This is a genomic window from Streptomyces sp. NRRL S-340, assembly GCF_000720185.1.
Classification (GTDB): domain Bacteria; phylum Actinomycetota; class Actinomycetes; order Streptomycetales; family Streptomycetaceae; genus Streptomyces.
Map to the genome: position 1 here is coordinate 88,036 of NZ_JOIY01000014.1, position 15,126 is coordinate 103,161.

Consider the following 15,126-nt stretch of genomic DNA (forward strand, 5'->3'; position numbering starts at 1 on the left):
CGAGGGCGCACGACGAACGCACGACGGAGGATTCACATGATCAACAGGCGGAACTTCAGCAAGGCCGTGGGCCTGGGAACGGCCGCGGCCTCGCTGGTCGGGCTCCAGGGCGTCCAGGCCGCCTCTGCCGCCCCGCAGCAGGGAGGCGGCGCGCCGGTGCCGGTCATTCCCACGGTCGAACCCGGTACCCACACCTCCTTCGAGCGGCTGAAGCACGTCAAGGCCGGGCTGCTGGACGTCGGCTACGCCGAGGCGGGGCCCCACCACGGCCCCGTCGTCATCTGCCTGCACGGCTGGCCCTACGACATCCACAGCTACGTCGACGTCGCCCCGCTGCTCGCGGCGCAGGGCTACCGCGTGATCGTCCCCTACCTGCGCGGCCACGGCACGACGCGCTTCCTGTCCTCCCGAACGTTCCGCAACGCCCAGCAGTCGGCGATCGCCCTCGACATCATCGCCCTGATGGACGCCCTGAAGATCGAGAAGGCGGTGCTCGCCGGCTTCGACTGGGGTTCGCGCACCGCCGACATCATCGCGGCGCTGTGGCCGCACCGCGTGAAGGCGCTGGTGTCGGTGAGCGGGTACCTGATCACCGATGTGGAGGCGCAGAAGACGCCGCTGGCGCCCAAGGCCGAGTACTCCTGGTGGTACCAGTACTACTTCGCCACCGAGCGGGGCCGCCTCGCCATGGAGAACAAGGACGACCGGCACGACCTGTGCCGTCTGGTCTGGGACACCGTCTCCCCGACCTGGGGCTTCGACGACGCCACTTTCGAGCGCACGGCCCAGGCCTTCGAGAACCCCGACTACGCCGCCATCGTGATCCACAACTACCGCTGGCGGCTCGGCCTCGCCGACGGTGAACGCCGCTACGACCGGCTGGAGAAGCAGCTCGCCGCGCAGCCGTACATCTCGGTGCCCACCGTCACCCTCGACGCCGAACGCGATCCGTTCACCCCGGCTCCGGGCGACGGTTCGATGTACCGGAAGTTCTTCACGGGCAAGTACCAGCACCACACGCTCAAGGGCATCGGCCACGACCTGCCCCAGGAGGCCCCGACCGCCTTCGCCCAGGCCGTCGTCGAGGCCGACCACCTCTGAGCGGCCGGCTCTGAGCCGGCCATCCCTGAGCCGGTCGCCCCTGAGCCGGTCACCCCTGACACGTGTCTCCCGGCCGGCCTCCGGCCGGCCGGACGCACCCTGTCCGGTCCCGGTCCACCCGCCCGCCCCTCTCCGAAGGAGCCCTCCCGACCATGAGCGAAGTCCAGTGGAACCGCATGACCGCCGCCGAGCTGCGTGACCTCGCGGCCCAGGACGCGGTGGTGCTGCTGCCCGTGGGGTCCACCGAACAGCACGGCCCCCACTTGCCCACCGGGGTGGACGACCTGCTGGCGGCCGAGGTGTCCCGCCGGGCGGCCCACCTGGCCGCCGAGCACACACGTGTCGTGGTGACGCCGTCCGTCTGGGCGGGCCTGGCCGAGCACCACATCGCGTTCGGCGGCACCTTCTCGCTCAGCCTGTCCACCTACCACGCGCTGCTGCGGGACATCTGCCGCTCCGTGCTCCGCGCGGGTTTCTCCCGGATCATGATCGTCAACGGCCACGGCGGCAACATGACCGCCCTCAACGCCCTCACCAACGAACTGACCGCGGAACTGGCCACGCCGATCGCCTTCGCCAGCTACTTCAGTGCCGGCCGAGACGTGGTGCGCGACACCCTGGAGACGCAGAACGCTCTCATGCACGCCTGCGAGGGGGAGACGTCCATGATGATGGCCGCGTTCCCCCAACTGGTGCGCGAGGAGCACCTGGACGCCGCCTGGGGCCCGGAGATCACGCTGCCGGCGGAGTCCATCGACCCGGTCTACCTGTTCGTCCCCTTCGACCGCATCACCGAGTCCGGGGTGGCGGGCAACGCCCGGGTGGCGACGGCGGACAAGGGCGAGCGCATGCTCGCCGGCTGTGCCGCGGCGCTCGCCGACGTCATCGCGGACGACCCGTGGGCCAAGACGCGGGACCGGTGACCGTCGTCCGGCCGGAGCGACAAGCGGGACGACCTGAGGCGGCCTTCTCCCGCGACTTCATCCTCAGCCCGGCCACCGTCTTCCGGGCGACCCGGTCCATCGGCACCTCCGTCGCAGGTGCGCGGACCTCAGGACAGGCGGGCCCGCCCCGCCGTACCCCCCCGGGGTGGTGTGCAGCAGCCCACGCGGACCGGGCCGACCGGCGCGGCCCCCCGTCAGTCCATGAGGGCGGACGCGGCGGAGTCGACGGCCGTCGCCCGGCCGGACGGGGGTCCCGCCGCGCACCGGCGTCCTGCCTGCCTGCGGTAGTCGCGCGGAGACATACCGGTGACACGTTTGAACGCCGCACTCAACGCGCTCTCGGAGCCGTAGCCCACGGCACGGGCGGCGGCTGACACCGTCTCGCCGCCCTGGAGCAGCCGTTTGGCGGCCAGCTCGATCCGCCACTCGGTGAGGTACTCCTGCGGCGCCCGGCCGACGTACCTCTTGAACCGTTCGGCGAGCGTCGAGCGGGACACCGAGGCCGCCCGGGCCAGCTCGGACACGGTCCACGGACGTGCCGGGTCGCGATGGACGCAGGCCAGGGCCGTGGCGACGGCGGGGTCGCCCAGACCGGCGAGCCAGCCTGTGCGGATGTGCGGCTCGCGCGCCAGATGCAGCCGCAGGACGTGGACCAGCATCACGACCGCGAGGTGTTCGCTGACCAGGGTGGCACCGAGGGCCCGGTTCCGCAGTTCGCGGTCGATCGCCGAGAGCGCCCAGTGCAGTGTCTCGGCCTGGCTGGTACCGGCGGGGATGTGGATGACCGGCGGCAGGCTGTCGAGCAGCAGGGCCCGGGCCCGGGAGTTGAAGGTGAAGCGGCTGCCCAGCAGGAGGACGTCGTCGCCGCTGCCCGTCCGTGCGACGCCGTTCTCCGCCCGGGCGAAGACGGGTTTCGCGGCGACCGGTGCCACGTCCGGTCCGCTGCTGAGGGTGAAGGCCCGTTCTCTGGTCAGCAGATAGCAGTCGCCCTCCGCCAGGAGTACGGGCTCCGGGACGCCGTCGACCTCCAGACGGCAGCTTCCGCGCCGTACGGCGTTGAACTTCACGTCCGCGGGCGGCGCGAACCGCACAGCCCAGTTGCCGCCCGCGGCGAGGCTGACGGAGATCCGGCCGCGGGTGTCGAGGAGGGCCAGCACGTCCTCCAGCGGGTCCATGCACTCTCCTGTGACGTGCGGCATATGTCGGTCCGGCTAAGAGCTGCGAACAAAAGGGGCGCCCGGCTCGCGGCGTCCGGCACGCGCCCTCGCGGCGTTGCCGAAAGGTCCTGGTAGCTCCGCTACAAGGACCTTCCGGCGCCTTGCGATCGCACGCACCGGACGCCGCGAGCTGATCGGACTCCCCTTTTGTTCGCAGCTCTAAGGCCGGCCCGGGACCGCAAGCGGAACGGGAACCGATGGTACGCCGCCGGAATCGAGCCGGTCGGGCCGGTCCGGGGCGGACGGCGAGCGCCGTCGGACGGGGAACCCGTCAGACGGACCGCGGGCGGGGGGCGGAGCGCCCCGGCACCGGCCCGCCGTCCTCCACCGCCTCTTCTGGCCGCGCGAGCGCGCGGTAGCGCCCGCGGTGGAAGACGAGCGGCTCGCGCGCGGGGTCCGCCCCGAGCGAGGCGACCCGGCCGACGACGATGGTGTGATCGCCGCCCTCGTACTCGTCCAGCAGGTCGCAGCCGATCCAGGCGCAGGCTCCGTCCAGCGACGGTGCGCCCCGGTGTCCCGGCGTCCAGGGGACCTGCCGGAACCTGTCGCCGTCCGGCCGGGCGAAGGCGGCGCTCACCCCTTCCTGCTCCTCGCCCAGCACGTTGACGCAGAAGGCGGCGGTGTCCCGGATGAGCGGCCAGGTGCGGGATGTCCGTGCCACGGCGAAGGAGACCAGCGGCGGGTCCAGGGAGAGGGACGTGAAGGACTGACAGGTGAAACCCACCGGTCCGGAGGGTGTCCGCGCCGTGACCACCACCACGCCCGTCGCGAAATGTCCGAGGGTTTCACGGTGGGGCCTGGAACCGGCGGGGTGAGCGGTGCGGACACCAGGGGCGGTGTGCCGGGTGGAGTCGGACATGCGATGTGCCTCGTCTGTCGGTTCGTGTGGGGGCAGGGGCAGGGGCAGGGGCGGGGGGGCAGAAGCAGGGCCGGGGGGAGGGCGGGACGGCCGGGCGGCGTCGCGGCGTGCGCCGCCCGGCCGTCCCGCGCGGGGCTCAGACCATGGGACTCACCGGCCGGGGGTCGCCCACCAGTGCCCGGCCGTACATCTCCCGGGCGAGGCCGGGGTTCAACGTGGGGTGGCGGGCGCCGGTCTCCAGGTCGTGCCAGTAGCGCTGGATGAGCCTTCCCCGGGCGAAGCTGCCGGCGCCGTTCACCGTGAGCAGCGACTGCACCGCCTCGCGCAGACACCGGGAGGCGTGTCCCGCGTCCATGCGCACCCGGGCCCGGTCGAGGAGAGCAGAGGTGCCGGCCGCCGCCGCGGCGTCGACGGCCTCGGCGGAGCGGGTGAGATGGAGGGCGGCCGAGTCGATCAGGGTGGCGGCCTCGGCGAGCGCGGCCTGGACGCTGGGGGAGTCGGCCAGCCGGGGATGGAGCGACATGGCCATCGGCTTGCCGCCGTCGACGGCTTCCATGGTCAGACGGAAGACCGCGCGCGCGGCGCCCAGCAGCGGGCCCAGGGACGCCAGGGTCATCGAGCCCGGCGGGATCCGGTACAGCGGAGCCTGAGCGGCGCCCGGCCCCTTGATCACGTCGGCGAAGGGACGCAGTCTGTGGTACGGCACGAAGACCGAGTCGGCGACCAGGGTGTCGCTGCCCGTGCCGCGCATCCCCGCCATGTCCCAGGTCCTCTCGACGGTCAGGTCCGCGACCCGGACGAGCGCCAGCCCGCGCTCGGGTTCCGTGCCGGGCCCGGCCAGGGGCACCCCGAGGAGGGCCCAGTCCGCCTGGTGACAACCGGACGCCCATCCCCAGCGGCCGGAGACGAGGAGGCCGCCCTCCACCGGTTCCGCGGCGGCGCCCGCGCCGCCGAACACGCCGCACATCGCGACGTCGGGTCCGGCACCCCACAGGTCGGAGCGTGCCCCCTCCCCGAAGGAGGCCGCTATCTGCTGCGACACGTAGGTGACCATCGTGACCCACGCGCTCGACGGACAGGCCAGGGCGATCTCGGCGGTGACGTCCAGGGCGGCGGCGAGGGGAAGTTCGAGGCCGCCGAGGTCCCGGGGGACACCGAGCCGGAACAGCCCCGCGTCCCGCAGGGCCTGCGCGGCCTCTGGCGTCAGCCGGCTGTCGCGTTCGGCGTCGTCCGCTTCGGCGCGCAGCACGGGGGAGAGCGCGCGGACGGCCCGGAGGAGGTCCGGCAGGGGGGTGGTGGCGCCAGGGAGTTCGGACTGGCTGGACGCGTGCATGGCTGCGCTCCAAAAGGCTTGATGGATCGAGGGGGTCGACGGATCGATCGATCGAGACACCGAGAGACCGAGGGATCAAGGGATCAAGGGCATCGAGAGGATCGGGACTAACCGGACCCATGGGTCCGGTTGTGTTCCGACACTATAACCGGACTTGCGGGTCCGCTTATTTCCCGGTGGGTCCGTCCGCCGTGCCGGGCGGCATCTGCGTGCCGGGGCCCGTACCGGGGCGGGGAATCCGGTGCGCCGTGCGACGGGCACAATGGGACCGTGAAGGCAGTGGAGACGAGTCCGGAGACCGCCGGGCCGCAAGCGCCCCCGCGCAGGGCGGACGCCCGGCGCAACCAGGAGCGGGTGTTCGCCGCGGCGCTGGAGGTCTTCGGCGAGGTCGGCCTCCAGGGCACGGTGCCGCAGGTCGCCGCGCGGGCGGCGGTGGGCAAGGCCACGGTCTACCGCAGCTACCCCACCAAGGAAGACCTCCTGGCCGCCGTCGTCGGCCACCGGCTGGCCGAGCTGGACCGGGCCACCGCCCCGGCGCTCGAACTGCCGGATCCCTACGAGCGGTTCCGCGCCTTCGTGCTCCGCCTCTTCGAGACTCTCGCCGGTGACCGGCTGCTGTCGGAGGCGCTCGCCACCGCGGAGTTCCGGGACGACTCGGACCTGCTGACCCGGCTGTCCGACCTCATGCAGGCGGCGAAGGCCACCGGGCAGGTGGGTGCCGACGCCACCGTCTGCGACCTGCGCGTGGTGCTCTGCGGCGTGACCCTCCAACTGATGCGGACGGCCGAGCGTGATCCCGCGCTGTGGCGGCGGTACGGCGAACTGACCCTCAAGGCACTGCGCCCCTGACGCCTCGGATCCGCCGGCGGCTCCTCCGCCGGACCGCGGTTCTCCGCGGACCGCGCTTCCCCGCCGGGCTGTGCTCCCCTCCCGGACCGCGCACCCCGGCAGGGTGCCGGCACCCGCCGCCGGACGCCCGCGCAAGTTCGCCGGAGTCCTGGACATGGCACCTGGCCGGCCCCTTCTCCTAGGATCGCAAGCGAGACATGTGTCGTGCAGGCATGTGCACACATGCTCCGTGCCCCGGACGCATCCGCCGGGGCGTCCGCTCCGCCCGGCCGCGCCGCCGCGCCGGCTCTCCCCGAAGGCACGTCCATGACCATCAATGCACCCGCCGCGGCGTCCGGCCGTCCCACGATCCTGCTCGTCCACGGAGCCTGGCACGGCGCGTGGTGCTGGGAACTGCTCGCACCCGAACTCAGGGACCTCGGATGGCGGGTGGAGACCGTAGAGCTGCCGAGCGCGTCCGCCGACCCGGACAACACCGCGGGCATGTACGACGACGCCTGTACCGTCCGGAACAGGCTGAGCGACCTCGGCGGCGAGGTGACCGTCCTCGCGCACTCCTACGGCGGCCTGCCCGCGACCGAGGCCGCCACGGTGCCCGGGGTGACCCGCCTGGTCTATCTCGCCGCCATGCAGCTGGAGGAGTGCGAGTCCCTGTCGAGCCTGAGCGGCGGCGCGCTGCCGCACGGGGAGACGGGCACCCTCAAGCCCCACGAGGACCCACGCGACCACCTGTACGCGGACGCCCCCGACGACGTCGCGCAGTGGGCGGCGGAGCGACTGGTGCTCCAGAGCGTGAAGTCCTTCAGCGAACCCCTCACCACGGCGGCCTGGAAGACCGTGCCCTCCACCTACATCGTGTGCGAACGGGACCGGGCGATAGACCCCGGCTTCCAGGAGGTCATGGCGGCCCGCGCCGAGCGGTCGTACCGCATCCCGGCGAGCCACTCCCCGTTCCTGTCCATGCCCGCCGAACTGGCCCGGCTGATCACGGCGGACGCGGCCCTGTGACCGGCCGGCGAGGTCGTCCGGCGGAACGCGAAGTGAGAGAGGCGAGAGTCTTCCGCGGACGTGCGTGGCGTGTGGTGCGGTTCGGCGCCCCCCGGGACGCGGTCGCACTCCAGGAGCTGGCCTGGGGCCCGCCCGCGCCGGGCCAGGTGCTGGTCAGAGTACGGGCGGCGGGCGCGGGCCACCCCGACGCGATGATGACGGCGGGCGAGTTCCCGCTGCTGGGTGATCCGCCCTTCGGCCTCGGGGAGGAGGCGGCCGGCGAGGTCGTCGCCGTGCCGCCGGGCTCGCGGTTCGCGGTCGGCGACCGGGTCGCGGGCATCACGTGCTTCCTGGACGGCTGGGGCGGATACGCCGACTACACGTATCTGCGCGAGACATCGGCCTTCCGCGTACCCGACGGCATGAGCGACGAAGAGGCCGCCGGCTTCCCGATCGGCTTCCGGACCGCGTACGCCGGTCTCGTGGAGCGCGCCCCGGTGGAGCCCGGCCAGACCCTGCTCGTCCTGGGCGCCGCGGGCAGCAGCGGGTCCACCGCCGTCCACCTCGGCAAGGCACTCGGAGCGAGGGTGATCGCGGTGGCGGGCGGGGCACACAGAACCGCCTTCTGCGCACGCAACGGCGCGGACCAGGTCATCGACCACCACACCGAGGACCTGACGGCCCGTATCACCGGCCTCACCGGCGGACGCGGCGTGGACCTCGTCTACGATCCGGTCGGCGGCGACGTGGCCGCCGCGGCGGCAAGGGGTGTCGCGCGCCGGGGCAGGATCGTCCTGATCGGCCTGGCCAGCGGCACGACGCTGCCGCTGGACTCGATGGACCTGCTGCTGCGCGACTACACGGCGGTCGGCGTGCTCGCGGGACCCGACGGGGACCCGGCGGCGGAGGCCGCCGTGTGGGACCGCCTCCTGCACCTGGCCGGCAGCGGGGCAATCAGGACGCCGCTCGGCACGGTGCACGCCTTCGCCGACGTACCCGCCATGATCGCCGGCCGGCGGGCGTCCGAGCCGGGCAAGTCGGTGGTGCGGGTGGCGCCCGCATGACAGCGGGGTCCCGCGCCCGCCGGTACGGGCGGCAGGCAGCAAGCTGCATGCCAACTGCCTGGTTCCGCCGGTACCCCGTCGGGTGGGATGGGACCAGGCAAGGCAGCGCTCCCGTGAGTCCGGTGGGACCGTTCGCCGCAGATCGGGGGTCATCCATGAACGCGCAGGTCGAGATCTCCCCTCGCACGGCCGGGACGGGGAGCCGGCAGGCACCGCTGCCCGCCCCGGCCCCGCCCGGCACACTGCCCGGGGAGGCGGGACTCGTCGGCCGGGACCGCGAAGTGCGCGAACTCGGCGGCTTCCTGCGCCAGGCCATGGAGAACGGCGCGGCCCGGGTCCTGCGCGGGCACGCGGGTTCGGGCAAGTCCGCACTGCTCGACGCCTGTGTCGAACGGGCCGCGGCCAGCGGGATGCGCGTCCTGCGCTGCACCGGCATCCGCGGGGGCAACCCGTCCGACCTGTCCGGTCTGCTCCAGATCGTCTGGCCGGTCCTGGCGAGCCCGGGCTGGCCGTCGGCGGCCGGACGGCTCCGCGCCCTGGAGATGCTGCTGCTCGACGGTGCCGCCTCGCACCAGGGCGACCGGTCGCAACTGCCGTTCGCCGTACTCAGGGTCCTGGAATCGGTCAGCGCCGACCAGCCGCTCCTGATAGCCGTCGACGACTGGGACGCACTCGACCGCCCCAGCCGGGAAGTGCTCTCCTTCGTGGCCCGCAGGACCCAGGGCCACGCGATGGGCTTCCTGCTGACCGCACGTCCGCACCGCACGCGTCTGGCGGCCCTCGCGGGCCTTCCCGAACTGCCGCTCGGCCCGCTGACACCGGCGCAGTCCGCCGCGCTGCTGGCCGCGCGCAGGCCGGGCAACGACGCGCAGGCCGTGCGCGAACTGCTGGCCACCGCCGCCGGCAACCCGCTGGCACTCCTCGAACTGCCCACCCGCTCCGAGGACGACTTCCCCTACGTGCCCGCCTCCTCCGACCGGCTGGCCTCCGCCATGGCGCCCGGCGTCTCGCGGCTGCCCTCCGGCACCCGCGACCTGCTGCTCGTGGCGGCGCTCCACCCGGCGGGCGACCTCCCGCTGCTGCTGTCGGCCGCGTCGCGGATCGCCGGCACCGAGCTGGACTTCGCCACGGCGGAACCCGCCGAACGCGACGGCCTCGTGGTCTTCGACGGCATGCGTCTGCGGTTCAGCCATCCCGCCACGGCCGGAGCCGTCGTCCACGACGTCGCGCCGCCGCGCTGCCGTGCCGCGCACGCGGCCCTCGCCGCCGTGCTGGCCCCGGACTCGGTGGGGATGCTGTGGCACCTCTCGCAGGCGACGGAAGGGCCCGACCCGGAGCTGGCCCGCCGCCTGGAGGCCGCGCACCGGCACGCGCTGGAGCAGTGCGAGCCGCCGATGGCCGTACGCCTGCTGCGGCGCGCCGCCGACCTGCACCGCACGCCCGAGGAACGCGGCCGGTGCACCCTGCGCGCCGCCCAGCTCGCCCACGACCTCGGTCTGCAACGGGCGGCGCGGACGCTGGCGCACCGTGCGCTGCGCCACCCGCTGCGCCCCCTGGGCACGCTCTGCGCGCAGGCCCTGACGTGGCCGGGCGGCGGCCCCGTACGGCTGCCGGCCGGTCCCGGTTCCTGGCCCGTGCCGGCCACCGCGGCCGAGCAGGAGAGCGCGCTGGAACTGATCCGGCTCACGGCGCCCGACGTCGCGGGCGACCCCGAACGCACCGAGGAGCTGCTCGCCTTCGTGGACACCCTGCCGCAACGCCCCGACGATCCCCGGCTGCTGCACGCCCTGGCCACGGTGGCCCCGGTGCGCCGGGCCGCGACCGTCGTCTCCCGGCTGGCCGCCTTCCAGGGGCTGACGGACACCTCCGTACGGGACCTGGAACGGCTGGGCGAGGCGGCCCTGCTCGCCGGTGACCCGCTGCGCGCGCTGGACCTGCACCGGCGGGCCGAGCGCCGCTACCGCTTCCACGAGCTGCCCGAACCGCTGGCCCGTGTCCTCCTGCGGCAGGGCCTGGCACACCTGGCCGTGGGCGACTGGGGTCAGGGCGGGCAGGCGTTCGAGCAGTCCGAGCGGCTCGCCGAGGAGCACGGCCGGCGTCACCACGGGGCGGCGGCCCGCCTGCTGGGAGAACTCACGCGGGGCCTGCGCACCGGAACGGTGCCCCGCGCCGATTCCCGGGGACTGGAGGAGGCCCGGCGCTCGGTGCCCTGGATCGACGAGGTGCTGGCCGTCGGCAGCGGATGGGCCCAGGTCGAGGGCGGCGACTTCGGCGCCGGGTTCGCGGCCCTCGCGTCTCTCGTCGCCGCCCCCGGCCGGCGTACGGCGGTCCTGTCCGCCCTGGTGCCGTTCGCGGAGGCGGCCGTCGCCGTGAACGCGGCCGGGGAGGCACGGGCAGCGCTGGACAGGCTCGCCCGCGACCTGGGCGCGCAGTGCGCCCCGCTCGTCACCGCCCGGCTCGCGGTGGCCCGGGCCGTCCTGGCCGACGACCAGGACGCGGAGCCGCTGTACGAGCAGGCCTTCGCCATGGAGGCGGCCCGGCTGCCCTTCCTGGAGGCGCCGCTGCGCCTGGCGCACGGGCGCCGGCTGCGCCTTCGGCGCCAGTTCGCCGAGTCCCGGGTCGGTCTGCGGCAGGCGGCGGCCCTCTACACCATGATGGGCGCCGACGCACGGGCCGCGCGGATCGCCGCCGAACTGCGGGCGTCCGGTGAACGCCAGGAGGGCTCCGCGCCCGGCGCGCAGCGGCGGACCCCGGTCCGTGAACTGCTCAACGCCCAGGAGCTGCGGATCGCCGAACTGGCGGCCCGCGGGCTGTCCAACCGGCAGATCGGTGAACTCCTCCACCTCTCGCCGCGCACCATCGGCGCCTACCTGTACCGCATCTTCCCCCGGCTGGGCGTGACGGCGCGGGCCCAGCTCGCCGAGGTGCTCAGGGACGGCCTGGCCGGCTGAGCGGCCCCCGGCCCGCTCACCGGGCTCCCGTGCGACGGACGTGCCGGGCCGCACCATCGGCCGAGGTGCGCCGCACCTGCTCCGCCCGCACCGGGTGACACACGTGCTCCTCCCGCGTCCGGCGCCCCGTAGGTGTTCAGTACACGCCGGACGTGTCTGATCCCGCCGGGCGCCGCACGGGTTCCATCGCGCGCCGGACCCCGTACGTGTTCAGTCCGCGCCGGGCCCCGTACGTGTTCCAGTGCGCGCCGGGCCCGTACGCCTTCAGTCCGTGCCGATCCGTGCGGCGAGCTGGGCGCGGGAGGTGACTCCCAGCTTCGGGAAGATCTGGTACAGGTGCGAGGCCACCGTGCGCGGGGACAGCCGCAGTTGTTCCCCGATGGCCCGGTTGGACAGGCCGCGGGCGGCGAGCCGGGCGATGGTGAGCTGCTGCGGCGACAGCAGCCGGGAGACGTCGCTCCCGCCGGGCTCGGCCGTCGGCCGGCCGGCCGCCCGCAGCTCCGTCTCCGCCAGGTCCGCGCGCGGCCCGGCGCCGAGCGCGCGGAAGAGGGTCTCGGCCGCGGCGAGCGGCTCGCGCGATTCGATGACGCGCCGCCTGCGCCTGAGCCAGGCCCCGTGTCCGAAGAGGGTCATGCCGTGCAGCAGCGGCCAGGTCTCGATTCCGGGCCCGAGCGCCGCGCGGTAGCGGCTCTCCGCCTCCTCGTCGGGGGCGAGCACCGCGTCCGCGTACGCCAGGATCCGCCGGAGCAGCGGCGTGCGGCCGGTCCGGGTCAGGGACTCGACCTGCGCGACGACGGCCCTGGCGTCGTCCGGTTCACCGGCCGGCGGCGCCGCCTCCGCGAGGAAGGCAAGGCCCCAGAACTGCTCGTAGGAGTAGGGCGCCGAGGGTTCGGTGACCATGGAACGCAGCTGGGCGTAGGCCTCGGCGTACCGGCCGGTGCCCGAGGCCGTCAGCGCGCGGGCCAGCGAGGCGAGGCTCAGCTGCCGGCTCTGGCCGAGGCGCAAGGAGGCCTCCTCGACCTCCGCGGCGAACTCCAGCGCCCGCTCGTGGCGGCCGCGCAGGGCCTCGACGACGCCCAGTGTCCCGGTGGCCCGCGCCACCCAGTCGGTCTGGCCGGTCCTGGCGGCGATCCGACGGCCCTCGTCGGCCAGTTCCTCGGCGGTACCCCACTGGGTGCCCAGCCAGATCTCCTCCAGCGCCCTGGGCACGAGGATCTGCGGCAGCCGCCCGTAGCGCCCCTCGGCGCGGGCCGTCCGCTCCGCCTCCCGGAACAGCAGCGTGGCCCTGCCGAGGTCGCCGACGAGGTGGGCGAGCTGACCGAGCAGACCGAGGTCTTCGCCGGCGGGCCGCCGCAGCACGCGGTGCGTGTCCTCGTCGGGCACCGACTGCGGTTCCGCCAGCGCCATGACGGCGATGTCGCGGGCGTCCCACGGCCGCGGTCTGAGGTCCTCGACCGTGCGGACGAGCAGGCGCCGGTCCTCGGGTCCGGCCTGGTGCCACCAGCACCTGCGGGCCGCCGCGTGCAGCAGCTTCCGGCTGAGCGCGGGATCCTGCGCGGCGACCGCGCGGGCCGCCTCGCACAGGCCCGCGATGCCCTCCCGGCCGACCACGAAGTTGCCCGGCAGGAGTTCGTGCACCCACAGCAGCAGGGCGCGGCCGTAGGCGCCCAGTCCGGCCGGGTCGATCCCGCGGGCGAGCCGCAGGGCCTGTTCGCGCAGGCCGTGGTCGCAGGCCAGCTCGGTGGCGCGCAGCAGCCGGGCCGCCCGCCGCGCCGGGTCGGGGGAGAGGCGGGCCGCGCATTCGAGAGCGGCCAGCGCGGTCAGGACGGCGGTGCCCGGGCGGCTCTGCCCGGCCAGGTCCTCCAGCAGCGCGGCGAGGTCCTCGTCGGTGCCCACCGCGCACTGGGCCGCGTGCCAGGCCGCGTGGGGCGGGCTGGTGACGCTGCGGCCGAGGGCCGCGTGGGCGGCCAGGCGCCGCGCCGCCGACTCCAGGTGCAGCACGGCCGTGCGCACGAGCGGCCGGGGAAACCTCAGATGGCGGCCGTCCTCGACGAGCAGTCCCCGCCGGACGGCCTCGGTCAGCCCCTCGCGTGCCGCGTCGCCGCTGCCCAGCACGTACCGGGTGGCGCCCAGCACGTCCCAGGTGAGGGAGGAGGTGCTGAGCGCGGCGGTGAGGAGCGCGCGGCGCGCGGCCTCCGGCAGTTCCGCCAGCTCCTGCGCGTACGCCTCGGCCATGCGCGGGGTCGCGGGCAGCGTGCCGAGCACGGCGGCGTCGCCCGGGGCGCCGTCGCTCAGGGACAGCTCGGTGAGGGCGAGGGGATTGCCCTCGGCGGCGGCGAGGACGAGTTCCGTCTCGGTGTATCCCGTGGCCCGTCCGGCGCGTTCGACGAGTGCGCGGGCCTCCGGCTCGGGCAGCGGCCCCAGGGTGGCGGCGAGCGCGTCGGGGGTGAGCGGAGTGACGGCGGGTGCGGCGGGCACGGTCCGTTCGGTGACGACCATGGCCACCCGGGTTCCGGCGCACAGGCGGGCGATCTCCCGTACGGCGTCCCGGCTCGCGGCGTCGATGCGGTCGAGGTCGTCCACGCAGACCAGGACCGGTTCCGGTGTCCGGGCGAGCAGGGTGAGCACGGCCGCCGCCAGCCGGTGGGGCGCCGGGTCGCTGTCGCCGCCGAACGCCGCCTCCAGCGTCTCGTGGTCGGCGGCGGGCAGGTCGTCGAGCGGCACCGGGTGGGAGCGCAGGAGGCCGTGCAGGGCGGCGTGCGGGACGTCGCGCTCGGCCGGTGCCGAGGACGTCGTGAGCACGCGTACGCCCCGGCGTGCCGCGGTGCGGGCGGCGTACCGCAGGAGGGCGGACTTGCCCGTCCCGGGGGCTCCGCTCAGGTGCAGCACACGCCCGCCGCCGCCGGGCGGACCGGCAAGCAGCGCGGCCACCAGGTCCTGTTCGTGGGCGCGGCCGAGGAGGCGGGGGTCGTCAGAACCGGGCCGCGCGCTCATCCGGTTCCCTTCTCCGACATCCCTCCAGCAGGCCGCTGTGCGCTCCCGCCCGGCGCGGCACGCGCCCCGGGGGCCGCGAAGGCCGCCGCGCGGGCTGCTGTCACGTTACCGTCCGACGCCGAAAGGGCAGGCCAGATGCTAACACCCGGTCGGCGCACCGGCCGGTCCGGCTCCGGGGTCGGCGGCGGCGTAGAGACCGCGGATGCTGACGTCGTCCCCGCATTCGAGACGGTGGAAGACCCAGTCGATGGGGCAGCACCGGCGGGCACCGGGCAGTTCCACGACGAGGGGGGCGGCAGTCGGGGGGGACCCGGGTACGTGACGCCATACCCCCCCGGCCCGGCGGGTCAGTATCTCCCCGATGTAGCAGCCGAAGGCGACGAGCGACTCGGCCATCTCCTCGCCCGTGGCGCCTTCGGCGCGGAAGCCGTCGACGATGCCCTCCACCAGGTCGAGGCTCTCGGGGGTGTAGTCGAGTTCCGCGCCGCTGATGTCGGCTGCGGTCGCGACGATGGCAGCTGCGTGCCGGGGCGCGCTGTCGGGCTCCAGTGGGTGTTCAAGGTGCAGCTGCATGTTCGTCCTCGGGCTGATGCCGTCACTGTCTTCGAGGCTAGCTTGATAACACCCGCGCAGCATGCCCCTGTGTCTGCCGGTCCGAAACTCAGCCGGTTCCCTTGTGCCGGTCCCGGCGGCACATGGTGCACCGTGGTGCCGGGCACGTCGAGTCATGACGGCGCCGCGCCGGGTGGACACATCGTCACATATGCGGTGCAGAGGGGTCGTGGACGCCGTGCCCGGCTCCAGGAGGACAGTCGATCGACTCATGC

Annotated in this window: 11 protein-coding genes; 6 read left to right on the forward strand and 5 right to left on the reverse strand. The window is 74.5% G+C overall.

The genetic code is table 11. From position 1 onward, the window contains the following. Positions 1-36: 36 nt before the first annotated feature. Positions 37-1,101, forward strand: coding sequence for an alpha/beta fold hydrolase (locus IG64_RS13190; RefSeq protein WP_037855261.1), 1,065 nt, complete (start codon positions 37-39; stop codon positions 1,099-1,101). A 152-nt stretch (positions 1,102-1,253) separates the two neighbouring features. After that, the gene (locus IG64_RS13195) at positions 1,254-2,024 is read left to right on the forward strand and encodes a creatininase family protein (protein WP_037855262.1); all 771 of its coding nucleotides are present in this window, start codon (positions 1,254-1,256) and stop codon (positions 2,022-2,024) included. Between the two features lie 215 nt (positions 2,025-2,239). Here the strand turns inward: IG64_RS13195 and IG64_RS13200 are convergent, their stop codons facing one another. The 3 genes from IG64_RS13200 to IG64_RS13210 all read right to left on the reverse strand — a co-directional run bounded on the left by IG64_RS13200 (position 2,240) and on the right by IG64_RS13210 (position 5,454). Then, positions 2,240-3,220, reverse strand: coding sequence for an AraC family transcriptional regulator (locus tag IG64_RS13200; protein ID WP_051812806.1), 981 nt, complete (start codon positions 3,218-3,220; stop codon positions 2,240-2,242). Between the two features lie 313 nt (positions 3,221-3,533). Further along, entirely contained in the window at positions 3,534-4,121 is a 588-nt protein-coding gene (locus tag IG64_RS13205) for a flavin reductase family protein (RefSeq protein ID WP_037855264.1), read from the reverse strand. Positions 4,122-4,257: 136 nt separating this feature from the next. Further along, on the reverse strand, positions 4,258-5,454 hold the full coding sequence (locus tag IG64_RS13210) for an acyl-CoA dehydrogenase family protein (RefSeq protein WP_037855266.1): 1,197 nt from the start codon (positions 5,452-5,454) through the stop codon (positions 4,258-4,260). Between the two features lie 270 nt (positions 5,455-5,724). Here IG64_RS13210 and IG64_RS13215 point away from each other — a divergent pair, with 270 nt between their 5' ends. The 4 genes from IG64_RS13215 to IG64_RS13230 all read left to right on the forward strand — a co-directional run bounded on the left by IG64_RS13215 (position 5,725) and on the right by IG64_RS13230 (position 11,305). Further along, complete coding sequence (locus tag IG64_RS13215; protein WP_234438500.1) at positions 5,725-6,303, forward strand: TetR/AcrR family transcriptional regulator; 579 nt, start codon at positions 5,725-5,727, stop codon at positions 6,301-6,303. Positions 6,304-6,609: 306 nt separating this feature from the next. Next, a complete protein-coding gene (locus IG64_RS13220) occupies positions 6,610-7,311 on the forward strand; it encodes an alpha/beta fold hydrolase (RefSeq protein ID WP_037855571.1) in 702 nt (233 codons plus the stop codon). Between the two features lie 32 nt (positions 7,312-7,343). Then, positions 7,344-8,354 (forward strand): zinc-binding dehydrogenase, encoded by a 1,011-nt coding sequence (locus IG64_RS13225; protein ID WP_037855269.1) that lies wholly within the window; start codon positions 7,344-7,346, stop codon positions 8,352-8,354. 155 nt (positions 8,355-8,509) lie between these two features. Continuing rightward, positions 8,510-11,305: an AAA family ATPase gene (locus tag IG64_RS13230; protein ID WP_037855271.1), complete on the forward strand. Its 2,796-nt coding sequence runs from the start codon at positions 8,510-8,512 to the stop codon at positions 11,303-11,305. 264 nt (positions 11,306-11,569) lie between these two features. On the opposite strand, the gene IG64_RS13235 is transcribed toward IG64_RS13230, so the two are convergent. Then, positions 11,570-14,299 carry a helix-turn-helix transcriptional regulator gene (locus IG64_RS13235; protein ID WP_037855273.1) on the reverse strand — a complete coding sequence of 910 codons (2,730 nt, stop codon included), beginning with the start codon at positions 14,297-14,299 and terminating at the stop codon, positions 11,570-11,572. 138 nt (positions 14,300-14,437) lie between these two features. Further along, on the reverse strand, positions 14,438-14,872 hold the full coding sequence (locus IG64_RS13240) for a hypothetical protein (protein WP_037855274.1): 435 nt from the start codon (positions 14,870-14,872) through the stop codon (positions 14,438-14,440). Positions 14,873-15,126: the final 254 nt, after the last annotated feature.

What these genes read in the sequence shown, in the direction of transcription:
- IG64_RS13205 (WP_037855264.1), bottom strand. Translation starts at nt 4,121, where the DNA reads ATGTCCGACTCCACCCGGCACACCGCCCCTGGTGTCCGCACCGCTCAC.
- IG64_RS13240 (WP_037855274.1), bottom strand. Translation starts at nt 14,872, where the DNA reads ATGCAGCTGCACCTTGAACACCCACTGGAGCCCGACAGCGCGCCCCGG.
- IG64_RS13235 (WP_037855273.1), bottom strand. Translation starts at nt 14,299, where the DNA reads ATGAGCGCGCGGCCCGGTTCTGACGACCCCCGCCTCCTCGGCCGCGCC.
- IG64_RS13210 (WP_037855266.1), bottom strand. Translation starts at nt 5,454, where the DNA reads ATGCACGCGTCCAGCCAGTCCGAACTCCCTGGCGCCACCACCCCCCTG.
- IG64_RS13190 (WP_037855261.1), top strand. Translation starts at nt 37, where the DNA reads ATGATCAACAGGCGGAACTTCAGCAAGGCCGTGGGCCTGGGAACGGCC.
- IG64_RS13230 (WP_037855271.1), top strand. Translation starts at nt 8,510, where the DNA reads ATGAACGCGCAGGTCGAGATCTCCCCTCGCACGGCCGGGACGGGGAGC.
- IG64_RS13195 (WP_037855262.1), top strand. Translation starts at nt 1,254, where the DNA reads ATGAGCGAAGTCCAGTGGAACCGCATGACCGCCGCCGAGCTGCGTGAC.
- IG64_RS13200 (WP_051812806.1), bottom strand. Translation starts at nt 3,220, where the DNA reads ATGGACCCGCTGGAGGACGTGCTGGCCCTCCTCGACACCCGCGGCCGG.
- IG64_RS13220 (WP_037855571.1), top strand. Translation starts at nt 6,610, where the DNA reads ATGACCATCAATGCACCCGCCGCGGCGTCCGGCCGTCCCACGATCCTG.